Genomic DNA, 17542 nt, shown 5'->3' on the forward strand with positions numbered 1-17542 from the left:
ATTTTGCTGGCCATTCTTCCGAATGAAACGGAGGCTTCAAAACATCCAATAAGCTGGTAATTCCTTAATAACAATCCATATCCCCCTCACAGCACAATTCCTTTGGCAGGACCTTATAATCCAAAGGAAAGGCACAGCCATTGTTCACGCAATTGCAAAACTCGAGTTAGGTAAAAACTAAGGTTAATTTGGATCGAAAGCTATTTATTTCTTCTTTTTTAGCAAAACTACCCAATCTAAATCGGGATCGCTTGGAGCTTTTCCCAGAGCCGTCATACCTTCACCTGAAACCTCTTTTAGCGCTTCATTCTGGGACCAATTTCCCGTTCTGGGATCGAACCATTGAATTTCAAACACCCCGGCAGGCAAATTGAGTTCCCCCTCTCCTACTTCCCGGAGATAAACAACATATACCTCTTCATTGGCAGAAAGCACCCAACTATTGGCATCCTGCGATGTTTGTGGCTCTAGTTGCTGATAGGGAATACCACTTTCAGTAAAAAAGCTTTTGGCATGCTTCATTATCTCCCAATAGTCAGTATATTTCCTGTAATCCTGAATCCTTAAATCCTCTCCTTTTCCAATATATACTTCCATTCCAGCAGCTCCGGCCATTAGGGATGCCCAAAGAGAATTCTTCCTCCAGGTAGCTACTTCAGGAAACTCCGGACTTGTATATGGCTCATCATAGGTGACCACCCATGGATGTCCGGCTGCTTCGGACTCATTCCGCCAATGCAAAATACGTCCATAACCATGCTCAACATTTTGGTAATTTCCTTGAAAGCTAATCCCCGTATAAGATGAGTCCCCCAGCAAATCTTCAAAAATGGCATCCGTGGTAGACGGCCCATTATGGACAACGATTAATTCATTATAAGGAAGCAAGTCACTTAGGTATGCTGCAAATTGTTTTCTCTGGTCAGAGCTAATCGACTTTCCATATGTGGGGTCTTTTTCCCAGCCGTTCTCCTCTCCTATATTCCAGGTAACTGCATTGAGATAACCAAATCTCGCTGCCAACTCCCTATAAAAGACCTTTCTACTGTTTGCAAAATCGCCTCCTTCATTGTGTTCAAAGTAAGATTGATTCTCTTGTTCTGACAATACAAACTGAGTCATCAACCCTTCTTGCATCATGTAATCAAAAAGATATTGCCACTGATCTAGCTTAGAAACATCGTATAGATAATAATCGTCTTTGCCTTTCCATGGAAAAGCCGCCTTGCCATCGCCATAAGCATTCATTAATAAAAAATAATGGGAATTGATTCCTTGTTCTTTCAGGTAATTGATCACTCCTACTATTCCTTTGCCCTTATCTCCTTGCCATAAAAGGTCTCCCTCTTTCCAATCAGAGACATGGTCCTTATAATCTCTATCCGTGTCGGTTCCGTCAAAACCTTTGTATTGAAGCAGTACTTCAGGAGCATTGGCTCCCATTTTAAAAAAATAATCCCCATTGCTAAATTGAAGGAAGTGCTCCCCTATATACTGTAGTTTCCCTTTGCCCAAAAATCCAGACTCGGACCTATCTTCTGGCAATACCGTAAAACTTCCTTTTTGCTTGTCAAAGGCCAAACTGCTAGCAGTGGAATTGTCTGTAGCAATGGCTATATTTTCACCTTCCAAAAATCTGACTTCATACTCCCATTCACCTGCTTTCAGAGGCAACAAATGCGCTCTCCAGATCTTTCCTGTTTCTGCACCAGTTTCACCAGCATTTCCATCTGCTGCAAAATAACCTGGAACAAGGATCTGCTGACCATCAGGATCCGTAAAACTCATTTCCATCCGGTAATTCAAAAATGTCGATTTATCTTCAGTAAGTTCTGGCCCCTCCCATGAAAAGGTCAACTTTTGGTAGGCCTTGAAATTCCCGGTAATATTTGGTGTTTGTCCACAGGAAACAAGAAGAAAACCTATAAACAAAAAACATATCATTGATATACGAGGCATAAAATCAAATTTAAAGGTTGGAATCAGCACTAAATATAGGAAAAGCAAAGACTAATTCATAAAGAGTTTTTCCCTTATAAATAAAAGCTCAAAAAGCATGGAATTCAGCTTACGGAAAATGAATGTAAGAATCAATATGGACAAATAATGCGTATTGCACAGGTCATTTACACTTGAAAAAGCCACAACTTTATGGATTGATATATCGTGTATCTTTGTTATTAGAAAATAAATAAAAGTGCTCTAAATAAATTGGAAACATGAGAAACCTTAGCCAAATAACAGCGGTGACGATGTTGGTCTTTTGGACAACATCGTCCTTTTCACAAGCGCAAGAAACAGATGCTGCAAAAACCCAGGCCATCAACAAGAGCTATATGGATACTTCCATTCGCCCACAGGATGATTTTTTTCGGTATGTCAATGGAAGTTGGCTGGCTACAACTGAAATCCCTGCCGATCAGGGCAGATGGGGCAGCTTTTTGGAATTGAGAGAGCTAAGCATCGCCGGCGTAAAGCAGGTGATGGAAGCCGCCAAGGCCAATATAAGCGAATACCCCGAAGGCTCAGACCAATACAAAGCCATCGCTTTCTATACCATTGGAATGGATTCACTTTTGGCCGAAAAAAGAGGTCATAAGGAATTGCTACCCTGGTTTGATCAGATTGATAAGTTGAAATCAAAGAAAAACCTACAGGCCTTTATTGAGAAAATCCACCCTGCAGGAGTAAGTGCTTTTTTCAATATGTATGTAAGCTCGGATGCCAAGGACTCTGACAAAAATGCCTTGTACCTAAGACAAGGGGGACTTGGATTGCCTGACAGGGATTATTATGTGGATGAGAGCAACGAAAAATTCAAAGAAATCAAAGCCAAATATGAGGCCCATATTTCCAAAGTTTTTCAAATGCTTGGCAGTTCGGAGAAAGAAGCAAATAAATTGGCTACCGACGTTTTATTACTTGAAAAAAAACTTGCAGCAGCCAGTAAGACGAGAATTGAAATGCGCGACTCTGAGGGCAGGTACAATAAATACTCGATGGAAGAACTCCAGAAAGCCACTCCTTCCTTGGACTGGTCGAATCTAACCAAGGCCTTTGGAGCCCATTCCGATGAAATCATCATCAGCAGTCCTGATTTTATGTTGGCGCTGGAAGAAGTATTTAGCGAACTAAAACCAAAAACCTGGCAAAACTACCTTAAATGGCACTTGGTACGTATGGCTTCTCCCTACCTCAACCATGACTTGGTGCAGGCCAACTTTGATTTTTATGGTAAAGAACTGCAGGGCACAGAGGAAATGAGAGCCAGATGGAAAAGAGTCTTGAGCAGTGCCGAAGGTGCTGCGGGCGAAGCCATTGGTAAATTGTATACTGAAGAATTTTTCCCGGAGGAGGCCAAAGAGAAGGCCAACGAAATGGTCAGCAATATTTTGGCAGCCATGGGCAACAGAATCCAGCAATTGGACTGGATGAGTGAAGAAACCAAGGCTAAAGCCATGGACAAGTTGGCTACTTTCACAGTGAAAATCGGCTATCCTGATACTTGGAAAAGTTATGCGGCCCTGGAGGTAAACGACAATGTAGAAACCGCTTCCTACCTAAGCAATGTGATTGCTGCTAATAAATTCCAGTTCAAAAAAAACATGGATAAACTGGGCAAAGAAGTGGACCGGTCTGAATGGTTTATGACCCCTCAAACGGTAAATGCCTATTACAATCCTACCTACAATGAAATCGTATTTCCTGCAGCCATTCTTCAGCCCCCATTCTACAATTACAAAGCAGATGCCGCTGTAAATTATGGAGGAATAGGTGCTGTCATAGGGCATGAAATCTCACATGGTTTTGATGATCAGGGAAGCCGTTACAGCCCGGAGGGAAATCTGGAAAACTGGTGGAAAGAGGAAGACCTTGAAAACTTCCAACAAAGAACCGGACAGCTCGTCGCTCAGTATGATCAATATGAACCTATAGAAGGACTGAAGGTCAAAGGACAGCTTACCTTGGGAGAAAACATTGGTGACCTAGGTGGTGTATTGGTGGCGTATGACGGATTACAAAAGCATTTGGAAGAGCATGGCGATCCGGGAAAGATTGATGGGTTTACTCCTTCTCAAAGGTTTTTCCTCTCATGGGCGACCGTATGGCGCACCAAAAGCAGAGAAGAAGCACTCCGAACTCAAATACAAAATGATCCCCATTCTCCAGCCCAATACCGCGCCAATGGCCCATTGGTCAATGTGGACGCTTTTTATCAGGCCTTTGATGTCAAAAAAGGGGATCAAATGTATGTCGCACCTGAGGAGAGGGTAAGGATCTGGTAAGACCAGTCATTTACCTGTTAGGAATAAAAAAGGTGCTGTTTCATACAGTACCTTTTTTATTTTAGGCATTGATACTGTTTTGGTTATGGATTGACCACGCCTTTCAACTTGGCTATATGGCGCACATAATAAGGTAAAATAAGCCTTCCACTATTTTTAAAAGAGAATATTTAAAGGAAATGTTTGAATAAATATACTTTATTGGATTTTTTTATTAATTTCTAATCAGAAATAGTAACGATTAAAAGCAATTTTCAACTAAACCCAAATTAATATGTGTAAAAACCACGGTGTGGCTTATTTAGAACCCGGTAAGGTAGAGGTACAAGAAATCGATTACCCTAAATTGGCCTTAGGCAACAGGAAATGTGAACATGGTGTCATTTTAAAAATTGTATCAACCAATATTTGTGGTAGTGACCAGCACATGGTAAGAGGGCGCACCACGGCTCCAAAAGGACTAATCCTAGGTCATGAAATCACTGGAATAGTAATTGAGGCAGGCAGAGATGTGGAGTTTATCAAAGAAGGTGATCTCGTATCCGTTCCCTTCAATATTGCCTGTGGAAGGTGTAGAAACTGTAAAGAACAAAAAACAGGCATTTGTCTTAATGTAAACCCTGCCCGACCAGGCGCAGCTTATGGCTATGTGGACATGGGTGGATGGGTTGGTGGTCAATCTGAATATGTAATGGTTCCCTATGCTGATTTCAATTTATTGAAATTCCCGGACAAAGACCAGGCCATGGACAAGATCAGAGACCTTACCCTACTTTCAGATATCTTTCCTACAGGTTATCATGGAGCCGTAACAGCAGGCGTTGGTCCAGGATCCATCGTATATGTTGCAGGCGCAGGGCCTGTTGGCTTGGCATGTGCAGCTTCTTGCCACCTTTTGGGTGCTGCAGTAGTGATTGTGGGAGACATGATTCCTGAGCGGCTAGCACAAGCCAGGAGCTTTGGTTGTGAAACAATTGACCTTAGGGACAAAACACCACTTGCTGATGCAATTGCTGAAATAACGGGTGAACCGGAAGTGGATTGTGCGGTAGACTGTGTGGGATTTGAGGCCAGAGGGCATGGTGGAGATGCTGACAAAGAAATGCCTGCTACGGTATTGAATGCCGCCATGGACATCACTAGGGCAGGAGGAAGCATCGGTATCCCAGGTTTGTACGTGACAGGTGACCCAGGCGCTTCAACGGAAGCGGCAAAAGAAGGCAGCCTTAGCATCAGATTAGGATTGGGCTGGGCCAAATCCTGTAGCTTTCATACCGGCCAATGTCCTGTTATGAAATACCATCGCTCATTGATGAATGCCATCTTATACGATAAAATTCAAATCGCAAAGGCAGTCAATGTTCAAATAATATCTTTACAGGAGTCTGTTCAAGGGTACAAAGACTTTGACGGAGGTGCCGCCAAGAAATTCGTGATTGATCCACATGGGATGATTCCGAATTGATTCAGTCAGTTGGAAATTTTCTAAAAAAAAAAGCCACCGATACTAGATATCGGTGGCTTTTCCTATTGAACCGACCTGAAAAGTAGATTGATTCAGGAGGAAATAAATGTTTGTGCTGATCGGTAAAGTCCACATAAAATAGCAGGATATTTAAGATTAAATTTCATTAACTGCAATGCTTAACGAATCCAAAAACCCAAAGGGGTGACAGTTTTGTAGCCAAGGCTGTGAAGCCTTGGTAATAACGATCTGCACGATACGGTTTTGGCGGTATTGTTGCTTTTTTTCTGCAACAATACCGCCAAAATCATTTAATATGTATTTCCTGAACCACGGTTACAACGCTGTTATATTTCGCCATGTCGACATGCTTTTTTTATTTTGAAAGGGTGATATCTACAAGCGATGGGTGAAGCCCATCGTTAAAAAGCATCCGATTTTTCAAGCCCTGACAGGGCGATATAATTTCCTCTTTGCACAACGCAACATAGTATTACACCCTTCCAGGGCTTGGGTATAAATCATTGATCCCTAACACAGGGCTTCACCCTGTGCTTTGATATCTCGCCCTGTCAGGGCTTGAGAACTTTAAAATACCCAATAAACTTTCTTACTGTATTTAATATTTCCGTAGAATCTGAAAGGATTAAGCCATGGACGTATGTCAATGGGTAGAAAAAAGTAAAATACAATTGTGGCGTGTTGTTGCTTTTTTTTTCTGCAATAATGTTGACAGAATCGCTTTCGCCTATAGTTATCCTAATTTCTACCTGTTCATTTTTTCCATGATGAAAAAACGAACCAAAAAAAATCAAGGCTGTATGTAAATCTTAACGCAAAATGAATCACTCCCAGGCTAAACAAAAAAAACTCGGCCGAAAAGGCCTCAAACAGTTTTTTGTTTTTAACGCCATTGAGCAATCCATTTTACTAATTTCCATAAGGCCGAAAAAAATAAATAGAATTGAACAAGCTTAGGCAACTTAAGCCATATAGGCTAGATATTTAACTTACCCTAGAATTCATTTTCGCTTGACATTACTCCCTATGATAATATTGACGGAAAATCTTAACCAACCCAAAAACCCCATAGGGGTGTCACTTTTGTAGCCAAGGCTGTAAAGCCTTGGTTAAAACGATCTGCACGATACGATTTTGGCGGTATTGTTGCTTTTTTTTTTCTGCAACAATGCTGACAAAATCATACCCTCATTAAGAGTAGTAAGGATGAAGGTGCTACAGCTTCTCTATGGATATGTGGACTCCATTATTCATCCTATTCTATTCGGAATATCCATTCTTTCATGTACGATTCGGTCAACTTTCAGAAGTTCCCCATCTACTTGATAGACGATGAAATGAGCATTAATTTTAATCATTCTGTGGTTAGGTTTTATGCTGAAAATTTGCCTTCCAAGTTCTGGGTTTTTACAAACGTTATTGATTTGAGTCATTATTTGCTTGACATAATTATCCGCTTGTCTTAAAGACCAGTTTGTAAAGGTATATTCCCAAATGTTTTCTAAATCATTAATTGCTAACCTACTTAATTGGAATTCCAATTTCATTTCGAATGTTTTGCATGCATTCTTTCTAAAAATTCTTTGGGATCAAAATCAGTGATATAGCCACTATTTTCTCCTGCTTCAATTGCTTCTTTTAAAGCCGTTATTTTTTGTTCTTCTTCTTCAATTTTTCGTAACCCTGCTCTAATTACTTCACTCGCCGAAGCATACCTTCCAGAAGCAATGCTTTTTTCTATGATGGATTCAAAGTGCTCTCCTAGAGTAATTGAAGTATTTTTTGCCATTTCCAATTATTTTATTTTCAATATACCAATTATTGGTATTGATATCAACACTGTGCTGTCATTTTTCAATGATAGGCATATAGGTAAGAGTTCTTGAGTTTCTAGATTCCAAAAACCCCAGAGGGGTGCCATTTTTGTAGCCAAGGCTGTCAAGCCTTGGTTAAAACGGTAAACAAAACTTGATTTTGGCGGTATTGTTGCTTTTTTTTCTGCAACAATACTGACAAAATCACTTTCGTAAACTATAAAAAAGAAGAAAGCCACATCCCTTAATACCCCAAATCCTTAGAAATAAAAATTCTCTCAACTTGCCCCATACTTGTTTTTAAGAAAAAAATGGTGAACTCGTCCGATGGTGTACTTTCGTTTTTTTAATTATTTGTCTTCATTTTTAGTGTGATCTCTCCAATATTGTATGCATATATCGAAGCGGGAAGAAAAGTAAATCTCAAACCTTGTATTTCTTTCATCCCCATATGATTAATTGAAGTGATAACGGCAGATTTAAGGCTATTTGCTTCACAAAAGTTAATTAAACTTTTCAATTCTTGGGGTTTATCGAAATATCGGTCACTCCATTTAATTTCTACTCCCCAAACAGGTTTATAGTTTTTATCATCTACCAAAACAAGATCTACCTCCCCTTCATTTCTGCCGTCTTTCCATCTAGCATAAGTTAAATCTAGTTGCTCTCGATGCATCCATTGTGAAAGAATTGCTGTTTCAACCATGTTTCCCATTTCTGGGTCTGTTTCACTTATAGGGGAAAATAAAGCCGTGCGAAGAGATGGGTTGGTAAGATATACTTTGAAGCTTGTGATTCTTTTTAATCTTTTCGCATTGACACCAACCTTATTTAATACCTTAATTAAGAATGCTGCTTCTAAATATTCGAGATATTTTTTTAATGTATCCTTTTGAATCCCACTTTCTCTAGACATGGTCTCATATGAAAATTCATTACCAGTATTATAAGCTATGTAGGTGAAAAATCTGTTTAACTCCTGAACATCTTTGATTCCGTACAAGCTTGGAAGATCTCTAAGTAGCACTTTGTCTACAATGTCATTTTTCACATACCTACCCATGTAACCTTGTGTTTTTTCAGATAACACAACCTCTGGATATCCACCAAAATTTAAATAATGGACAAATTCTTTATTCAATGCTTTAGGATCATGAGTTAAGCAATACTTTATATCCTTGGACCCATATTGAATCTCCCCTTCAAACATTAAGTGGTCTAGTTTTTTTAAATGTATGTATTCCTGAAATGTCAATGGAGGCAACAAGAAATCAGTGAATCTACCCGCACCACTTTCCGTACTGTGCCATTTCAAAGCTGCTGCTGCGGAGCCAGAAACGATAAATTTTATTTCCGGATATGAGTCAACCAATACTTTTAAATGTCTTTCCCAATCTTTCAAGTATTGTATTTCATCAAAGAAGACGTAACAACCGTTTAGGTTTTCAAGGCTTAAAGAATCTTTACATAAAGTTAAAACATCCTCCAAGCTTAAATTGACATAAATTGGATTGTCAATCCCGATAAAGAATAATCTATGAGGATTCGTTCCTTCTTTCAGTAAATTTTCTATACAATGAAATAACATTACAGTTTTACCAACCCTTCTAGGCCCCATTAAAACTAAAGCCCTCTTAATGCTCCTTTCAAGGACGAATGAATAAAAGAGATGAAAGTATAATCTCCTAGACATTGAGCTATAGGTGCTCGGTATCTCTTTGGTAATCCACCATGGATTTTCATATCGAAGACGTTCAATAATCTTTTCTGTCGGAATAAGGTTCATCATTACCATATTTTCATCTTAATAAAGCAATATAGTAAATTTAAATAGATCATAACCTATCTATTAATACAAATAATGGAACTTTAGGAGAAATACATAGTAAATGGATAGTTAATTGGACAATTACTCAGCTTGTCGCAAATAAGCATAACGGTTAGTTTAATATTCTTTCTCCATTTTTAAAGTTCATCTCTTCTTTAACCCGGATTATGCAATAGGATTTCTCCGTCCTGACAATAGTCAGGGGTGAAGCCTGTCCCGTGTTTACGGGAAGTGTTGCAATCGCAAGAAAATCAGGCTGTTTGGAGATTTTAGCATAGCAGGGCTATGGTGAAATTGAAAACAGCAACGAAGTGGCTGATTTTAAAGCGATTTCGGCACGTAATAGATTGTCTATTGCATATTTCGGGTTTAAGTTTCCTTAACTCCCTAATCAATATCCTAGCGTCCCATCTAACACTTTAAAGCTTAACAATACTTTATGTGGCCGTCCTACCCTGATGCCTAACGAATACCCAAAAACCCATAGGGGTGTCACTTTTGTAGCCAAGGCTGTAAAGCCCTGGTTAAAACGATCTGCACGATACGATTTTGGCGGTATTGTTGCTTTTTTTTTCTGCAACAATGCTGACAAAATCATTTAATGAGTGTTTTCTAAACCACGGTTACAACGCTGTTATATTTTGCCATGTCGACATGTTTTTTTTTATTTTGAGCCCTGAAAGGGTGATATCTACCAGCGATGGGTGAAGCCCATCGTTAAAAAGCATGCGATTTTTCAAGCCCTGACAGGGCGATATAATTTCCTCTTTGCAAAACGCAACATAGTATTACACCCTTCCAGGGCTTGGGTATAAATCATTGATCCCTAACACAGGGCTTCACCCTGTGCTTTGATATCTCGCCCTGTCAGGGCTTGGGAACTTTAAAATACCCAATAAACTTTCTTACTGTATTTAATATTTCCGTAGAATCTGAAAGGATTAAGCCATGTATGTCAATGGGTAGAAAAAAGTAAAATACAATTGTGGCGTGTTGTTGCTTTTTTTTTCTGCAATAATGTTAACAGAATCGCTTTCGCCTATAGTTATCCTAATTTCTACCTGTTCATTTTTCCCCCTGAGTTGCTGTGCTTCAGGGCAGGTCCTGAGCGAGTTGCAAATCAGGGCAGGCCCTGAGCGAGTTGCAAATCAGGGCAGGCTTAATTCAAAAACGAACCAAAAAAAATCAAGGCTGTCAAATCTTATTTCAAATGATGGGTAATCGTTTAATGAACAGATGTCTTTTACGTAGCCATCATTTGATTTTTGGATCAGGATTCCAGGCTAAAAATGAGTGGATCTCCTTGTGGGAGCTAACTCATTTTCTTAACGCCCTCCATCCTACTCCAAAAACCATAACCTTTAAAGGCCGAAAAAACCTAATACATTGTGCTTTCAAAAAGAAACGTAATTACCGATATAAGAATTTCCATCCAAAGACGGATAGTTTACGAATCCCAAAACCCCATAGGGGTGACAGTTTTGTAGCCGAGGCTGTGAAGCCTTGGTCGAAACAATCGCAACGATAAGATTTTGGCGGTATTGTTGCTTTTTTTCTGCAATAATGTTGACAAAATCACTTTTATCAGGATCATAAAATATAATTCATAGGGGAATTTAACCTTTTGAGATGGTTTGTTGACTTTTTCTAATAGTTACCCTTTTCTTTTCCTGTTCATTTTTTCCTTGATGAAAAAACGAACCAAAAAAATCAAGGCTGTCAAATCTTATTTCAAATGATGGGTAATCGTTTAATGAACAGATGTCTTTTACGTAGCCATCATTTGATTTTTGGATCAGGATTCCAGGCTAAAAATGAGTGGATCTCCTTGTGGGAGCTAACTCATTTTCTTAACGCCCTCCATCCTACTCCAAAAACCATAACCTTTAAAGGCCGAAAAAACCTAATACATTGTGCTTTTAAAAAGAAACGTAATTACCGATATAAGAATTTCCCTCCAAAGACTTAGGCTAAATTGTCCAATGCAATCCTGTACTGCTCTAAAATTCCGGCTTCTGAAAATTTGGGTTTACTGGCCATACAAATTGAATTTAAAGGTTTATAAAAACATCATGAAAATTCCCATTCATAACCAAACCCTCACCCGATCACCAACTCACTACATCACAGCATCACTAGTTCACCACATCACTTCATCACTACATTATCCGATCACTACATCCCCATTCCTTTCAGTTCATAATTTGTACTCCTTCCTCCTGCCGCTTCTTTTTGTAGGATTCCTTTGTCAATTAAATCGTTAATATCCCTAACAGCCGAATCTTTGGAGCACTTTGCAATCTTAGCCCATTTTGAAGAGGTAAGTTTTCCATCAAATCCGTCCATAAGCTTATTCAATAATTTCCTCTGACGGTCATTCATTACTGTGTCAATGTGTTTTTGCCAAAAGTCTGCCTTAAATAACACCCTTGTCAAAACAGAATCTGTTGCATTTAAAGCATTAATCAAGCAATTTAAAAACCAGATAATCCATATGGTTATATTTAAATCTCCTTTTTGTGTTTTCTCTAATATATCATAATACCCCTTTCTTTCTAATCGAATCTGAGCGGACATACTATAAAAGCGTTGGTTACTTTTATCAGACCGGGCTAAAAGCATATCTGTCAATGCTCTTGCTATCCTTCCGTTTCCATCTTCAAAGGGATGAATTGTCACAAACCATAAGTGGGCAATAGCAGCTTTAACAACCAAATCAACTTTACTATTATTAAACCAATCTATCAATCGAGTCATTTCTTTTTCTACCAAATCAGAGTCAGGTGCCTGAAAATGTACTTTTTCTTTCCCCAATGCTCCAGATACAACCTGCATTGGTCCGGTAGTATCCTTTCTCCAGTCTGCTACAGTAATCTTGTACATCCCACTTCTTCCTGTCGGAAATAAAGCAGCATGCCAATCAAAAAGTCTTTCTGTCGTTATAGGGTCAAAGCATTTTTGAGTTGCGTCAAGCATCATTTCAACGACTCCTTCAACATTCCGATCAGATTCAACTGCTCCTGCGATTTCCATTCCTAATCTGCGAGCAATTGATGATCGCACTTGGTTTGGGTTAAGAAATTCACCTTCAATTTCCGATGATTTTAATACATCCAGTGTTAAGGTATCAAGTAGGGCCTCATTTCTCAAATCAAAACCCAATGTTTCCATTTTTCCAATAAGTCTGCCTTGTAAATTTCTTGCCTCACTAAGTAAATCCAAGAAATCATTACTATTCCAAGTAAATGCTGGCCAATTGTCTTTTTGATGTATAAAAGCTTTCATTCGATGCATCATTTGTAACGAAAATAATTTTTATTCGACGCAAATCAAAATTAATCGTTGCAAATTTTGCATTAAATATCTCTCTTATTCATTGCACGGCCCTCTCTTTTATTGGTAACGACCAGGTATGACATGAGCCTCGGGACTCATTAAACATCTACAATCTAACTGATCTGCAGATCAGTTTCAAGTAACTACTTAGAGGCATATTCTATATCGTTTGTTAGTCAGGGTTTAGTTTTCTTATCCATATTGTTTGGCGTTAAAGTATTTCACTTTGTTTGTTTCACCGTAATTAATAGCTTGGTAGGCTAAAAAAGGAACAGTTAACACTCCAATCAGTCCAGATATTGCATAGATGTAGGATGTTCTGAAAAAGTATGGCCACAAGTAAATGAATATTCCAGTTGTTCCACCTAGAAAAATCAACAGTGCTAAAAACTAACAACTTTACTTTCTTCTGCCTTTAATTCGTCTACATGATACTTCTTTTTAGTTCCACATGAGTTACAGCTCAAATTGATTCGTTCACCATTTTTTTTTGCCAGACCAAATCTGTCAGACGCATTTGTCTTCAAATTGATCTCCGATCTGCATTTTGCGCATTTTGTGCAAATTTTCATTGGCCTTCTTCATATTCAAAATCCTCAATATTCAACTGTTTCTTATTGTCCCAATTTTTCTTCCATTGTTCTTTGTTTAGAAGTCCATTTTCGATAATGTGAACCAAAAAAATATTATTCGTCTTGATAGACGTAATCACCATGAACCTCGTTATAATGGCAATACTTTGTATAAGTAAAAAGGGCTTCATCTGATCTTAGCCATCATTTGATTTTTGGATCAGGATTCCAGGCTAAAAATGAGTGGATCTCCTTGTGGGAGCTAACTCATTTTCTTAACGCCCTCCATCCTGCTCCAAAAACCATAACCTTTGAAGGCCGAAAAAACCTAATACATTGTGCTTTCATAAAGAACCGTAATTACCGATATAAGAATTTCCATCCAAAGACGAATAGTTTACGAATCCCAAAACCCCATAGGGGTGACAGTTTTGTAGCCGAGGCTGTGAAGCCTTGGTCGAAACAATCGCAACGATAAGATTTTGGCGGTATTGTTGCTTTTTTCTGCAACAATGCTGACAAAATCAATCCGTAAACCGGCCTTACCTTACTACCTTGCCTAGCGCTTCTAATAGCTGTGGATTGTCTTCTAATCCAATCCGGACAACTGCGTAGAACTCACTCATCCAGTCATCCATCTTTGCAAATGTCGCATCTTTCTCTTTTGTGGCGTCTTGTGATTCGCCTTTTTCTTGCAAGTACTCAGATCGTGCTGCTTCTATGTCTGAAATCATCGCCTTTGCAGCGGCTTTTCAGTTGGGATCTGTGATCTGTGCCTATTTTATGAAAACACCAACATGAAGGCTATTCAAAACCATCACCTATCACCACATCACCCTGAGCCTGTCGAAGGGTGCCGAAAGGATAAACCATGCTGTTCCAATTGTCAGAATGCTTGGTTATTGGCCCACCTTTTTTTATTTCTTTTTTCAACCAAAATAATACCCTGTGTCTATAATTGTATTTCCATGTAGCCTTTCTACAGTTAAGTACCATTCAGCATAATTATGGCCTTTAAAAGCAATGTAAATTTTGTCATTGTCTATGTTAAGGTCGTAGTTCTTAGATACTATCATTTGTTCTAATTCTTGATAGTCTGAATCGTCCAATATTCTTTTGCTTATCCATTTAGCTTCATTAAGCCAATGGTCAATATTGCCGGTTGAATGATCATCATTTGACTTGACTAGCTTGCCTGAAAGGCCAAAGTGATAACAACCTCCTCTTTGAGCATACAACGTATCAGCGTTTTGGAGAAGAATGGTTGCAGTTTTTGTTGAAACATTCCATGTGTAATTTTTAAATTCCGGAATGTGCTGAATGAACTCGTCCGATTGTGTGGTTAGATCAAAAATGCAATCGTCTTCGGTCTCCTTTTCCGAGATGTTATTTGATTCTTGATTTGTCGATTGCGTTCCACTTTCTGGTGAATGTTCAGTCTCATTAAATACTAAAGTTTCGTTTCTGCTCGCTTTTTTAGAGCAACTAATTTGAAGTCCCAGGATTAGAAGGATAAGTATTCTCAGTTTCATTTTACGAAAATGTGGTAACGTTCTGGCTAAACTTCGTTTTATTGTAATTTAGGTTTTGCACTGTTTATTTGATATCCTTTGGTCTTTATATTTAATCACAAATTCCTGCGCCTCTTTTATTGTCTTCGGCCATTCAACATAACTATCGGATTTGCCTTCCTGAATTATTTGTTGAAATGGAAAACCTTCAGAAACCAGAAATCTTACTAGGTCCCAATTTTTCTTATCAGTTTTTTTTGGAGGTCTAAATCTGTGATTGAGCAGGGTCATGTCGTTATTACATTCAGGGCAATCCCCGATTTTTAAATTGGTTAAATCGGACCCTAAATTCTCGACCCTATAACACTCCAAACAAACTAGCTTATGTCCCATATCTTTTAATTCAGCACAACATCCGAATACAATCACATTCCTTCTTTCAACTTGCATGTATATGCATTATATATCAGGATTTTGCAAAAGGAATTCGGCATAGGCGGCTCATTTTTCATCTGCTACTGATTGTTTTAGGTCGTAGGCTTGTCTGGTTTCGGATAGCATTACTTTGCCTTCTCCAATCTTTGCAGCATCATAACCTAACTCTGCCATGATCGCTGCGATTCTCGACTGGGATGCCACATTGTCCAATGCAATCCTGTACTGCTCTAAAATTCCGGCTTCTGAAAATTTGGGTTTACTGGCCATACAAATTGAATTTAAAGGTTTATAAAATAGTATGAAAATCCGCATTCAAAACCAAACCCTCACCCGATCACCAACTCACTACATCACTAGATCACCCCATCACTACATCTCCCCATTTCCTTACATCTCCCTTCCTACCACCTACAATTGCATTCCTACTGCTTACATCCCTGCTCCTACGACTTACATTTGTGTTCCTACCGCTTACATCCCTGTTCCTACGAGCTACATTTGCACTCCTACCGCTTACAAGCCTATCCCCATTCACAACTCGCTAAGTCATTGACTCTATGGCTATAACTATGAATATAATAAATTTTTATGAAATCAAAAAATAATGAGAAGACCATACTCCATAGTAAGCCAAATTCCAAACATCATTTCAATGTTCCATTGAAGTTTACCCTGAATATTTCTGCGATTTCAGAACTGCATTTAGACTAGGCTGTTCCTGCCGTCAGAATGCTGTGTTATTGGCAAACGTTATTATTTTATCTTTTTCAATTCAGCAGGGTGCTTTAATAACACCTTGTCATTTTTAGTCACTTCTAAGGTGAATGGAGGCGTTTCTTCTGATCTTAAAATATTTACATCAACTATATAGCTATATTCTCCATTTGTAAATGTGAAATGGTGATTTCCACCGCTACCATCTGGAGTCCATTCTCCGTTGTTAATGACTAGATCAGGTTTATTTGATAAGTCAGATTCAATTGACCAAGAAGCATATCTATACTTTTGATTTTCTAAAAGGTCAATTCGTAAAATAAACTTTTCAGTTTCAAGAGTATGAATCGGTTTTATAAAGTCCTTCAGGTTAATGTATAGCTGTTCTCTTTCGGACTCAATCCATTTTTCTTCTAGGGCTTTTTCTTTTTCAGAAGTGTAATTTGTTGTAAGAAATTGACCATCATAGTCCAACCAAACAATTCCATTATGAAGCATAATTCCACTCCAACCCATATCAGTCCAATCTTCTTTGATATTCGAACAGGAAATAATCGAGGTCAAACTATCGTCAAAAATTTCTGAGTATCGTTTCTTTAATTCTTGTTTGTTATTTATTGAAGGAATTGGGTAAGGTCGTTCAATTGGATAGGATATGATTGAGTCAAGTTTGTCAATGTCCGAGTTTATTATGCAGTCCACAAAATACTCAACAACACCTTCATATTTAGTTTTGGAAAACTGAGAGAAACCGTCAGTAAAACCAAAAATAAAAAGCAAAATTGTCAATATTGATTTAGTCATTTTTTAATGTGTGCCTACTAGTTTATAAAATCAAACCAGGTTTCGGCCCTAAGCATTTAGGAGGGAGGCATTGATTACCTAAGGAAACCTAGGTTTTTGAGTTTATTTAATTGAATGTTAAAACATCTTGTTTACTTGAATAATTATTCAAAAATAAAAAAAATTAGTTATCGACTTAGGACAAAATTCAATCAATACTTCTTATTTTAAGAGTTGGAAACATAACCATATTTTTTAATCCATTAAAATAATTTCATCAAAATCGTCTTGCGTAAATTTAACCTTGACCTTTAAAAACTTTTCAAACTCCTTCAAATAATTCGAGACTTCATTAAATCCACTAGCAGATTTATCTTTGGACGTCAAAAATATCTTTATCACCCCATTTTCAGGAATAACTATCAACGAAAACTTATTAAACAATTCTAGCATGGATTTTTCCTCCCCTTGTTCTATAATTTTTATGTCATGAATTTCCGCATGATGTTTAAAATTAGTACTTATAACTTCAGGACAACTATCCAAGTTACAAGCTACTGAATAATCTCGTAAACTATTTTAAATCTCTTCTAAAGATAAAACCTATTAATTAAATTAACCTCATTTTTCTTTATTGATTTACTTTTCATGATCAAATTATTATAAAGTTTAAGGTATTTAGACTGATAAACAAAGGAAATTTATAGGTAGGGTTTACACCTATTGTATTACCACAACTTCCTGTCACACTACCATTAGGACTATGAGCTACAG

General features: G+C 38.1%; 15 protein-coding genes. 3 read left to right on the forward strand and 12 right to left on the reverse strand.

Annotated features, from left to right (window positions below):
- Positions 1-204: 204 nt before the first annotated feature.
- Positions 205-1959, reverse strand: a complete 1755-nt coding sequence (locus CA2015_RS03740; RefSeq protein ID WP_084011628.1) for a DUF5060 domain-containing protein — start codon at positions 1957-1959, stop codon at positions 205-207.
- 260 nt (positions 1960-2219) lie between these two features.
- Here CA2015_RS03740 and CA2015_RS03745 point away from each other — a divergent pair, with 260 nt between their 5' ends.
- Positions 2220-4286 (forward strand): M13 family metallopeptidase, encoded by a 2067-nt coding sequence (locus tag CA2015_RS03745; protein WP_048640683.1) that lies wholly within the window; start codon positions 2220-2222, stop codon positions 4284-4286.
- 274 nt (positions 4287-4560) lie between these two features.
- Positions 4561-5751: a formaldehyde dehydrogenase, glutathione-independent gene (fdhA, locus tag CA2015_RS03750; RefSeq protein ID WP_048640684.1), complete on the forward strand. Its 1191-nt coding sequence runs from the start codon at positions 4561-4563 to the stop codon at positions 5749-5751.
- Between the two features lie 1271 nt (positions 5752-7022).
- Here the strand turns inward: fdhA and CA2015_RS03760 are convergent.
- The 10 genes from CA2015_RS03760 to CA2015_RS24780 all read right to left on the reverse strand — a co-directional run bounded on the left by CA2015_RS03760 (position 7023) and on the right by CA2015_RS24780 (position 15806).
- Entirely contained in the window at positions 7023-7319 is a 297-nt protein-coding gene (locus CA2015_RS03760) for a type II toxin-antitoxin system RelE/ParE family toxin (RefSeq protein WP_048640686.1), read from the reverse strand.
- Positions 7316-7561, reverse strand: coding sequence for a type II toxin-antitoxin system ParD family antitoxin (locus CA2015_RS03765; RefSeq protein ID WP_014018942.1), 246 nt, complete (start codon positions 7559-7561; stop codon positions 7316-7318). Before CA2015_RS03765 ends, CA2015_RS03760 begins: the two co-directional genes overlap by 4 nt.
- A gap of 371 nt (positions 7562-7932) precedes the next feature.
- Positions 7933-9375, reverse strand: a complete 1443-nt coding sequence (locus tag CA2015_RS03775) for an ATP-binding protein (protein ID WP_240477926.1) — start codon at positions 9373-9375, stop codon at positions 7933-7935.
- Positions 9376-11589: 2214 nt separating this feature from the next.
- Positions 11590-12699: a Fic family protein gene (locus CA2015_RS03785; RefSeq protein ID WP_048640690.1), complete on the reverse strand. Its 1110-nt coding sequence runs from the start codon at positions 12697-12699 to the stop codon at positions 11590-11592.
- Between the two features lie 619 nt (positions 12700-13318).
- A complete protein-coding gene (locus tag CA2015_RS24770; protein ID WP_157470291.1) occupies positions 13319-13465 on the reverse strand; it encodes a hypothetical protein in 147 nt (48 codons plus the stop codon).
- Between the two features lie 399 nt (positions 13466-13864).
- Positions 13865-14056, reverse strand: coding sequence for a hypothetical protein (locus CA2015_RS24775; RefSeq protein WP_157470294.1), 192 nt, complete (start codon positions 14054-14056; stop codon positions 13865-13867).
- A gap of 70 nt (positions 14057-14126) precedes the next feature.
- A complete protein-coding gene (locus CA2015_RS25275) occupies positions 14127-14255 on the reverse strand; it encodes a hypothetical protein (RefSeq protein ID WP_262485591.1) in 129 nt (42 codons plus the stop codon).
- Complete coding sequence (locus tag CA2015_RS03795) at positions 14252-14854, reverse strand: hypothetical protein (RefSeq protein WP_048640692.1); 603 nt, start codon at positions 14852-14854, stop codon at positions 14252-14254. Before CA2015_RS03795 ends, CA2015_RS25275 begins: the two co-directional genes overlap by 4 nt.
- 480 nt (positions 14855-15334) lie before the next feature.
- Positions 15335-15538, reverse strand: coding sequence for a hypothetical protein (locus tag CA2015_RS03805; protein ID WP_048640693.1), 204 nt, complete (start codon positions 15536-15538; stop codon positions 15335-15337).
- Positions 15539-15629: 91 nt separating this feature from the next.
- Positions 15630-15806, reverse strand: a complete 177-nt coding sequence (locus tag CA2015_RS24780) for a hypothetical protein (RefSeq protein WP_157470297.1) — start codon at positions 15804-15806, stop codon at positions 15630-15632.
- Between the two features lie 53 nt (positions 15807-15859).
- Between CA2015_RS24780 and CA2015_RS25280 the strand changes: the two genes are divergently transcribed.
- The gene (locus CA2015_RS25280; protein WP_262485592.1) at positions 15860-15982 is read left to right on the forward strand and encodes a hypothetical protein; all 123 of its coding nucleotides are present in this window, start codon (positions 15860-15862) and stop codon (positions 15980-15982) included.
- A gap of 42 nt (positions 15983-16024) precedes the next feature.
- On the opposite strand, the gene CA2015_RS03810 is transcribed toward CA2015_RS25280, so the two are convergent.
- Positions 16025-16789 carry a hypothetical protein gene (locus tag CA2015_RS03810; protein ID WP_048640694.1) on the reverse strand — a complete coding sequence of 255 codons (765 nt, stop codon included), beginning with the start codon at positions 16787-16789 and terminating at the stop codon, positions 16025-16027.
- Positions 16790-17542: the final 753 nt, after the last annotated feature.

This window comes from Cyclobacterium amurskyense, from assembly GCF_001050135.1.
Classification (GTDB): domain Bacteria; phylum Bacteroidota; class Bacteroidia; order Cytophagales; family Cyclobacteriaceae; genus Cyclobacterium; species Cyclobacterium amurskyense.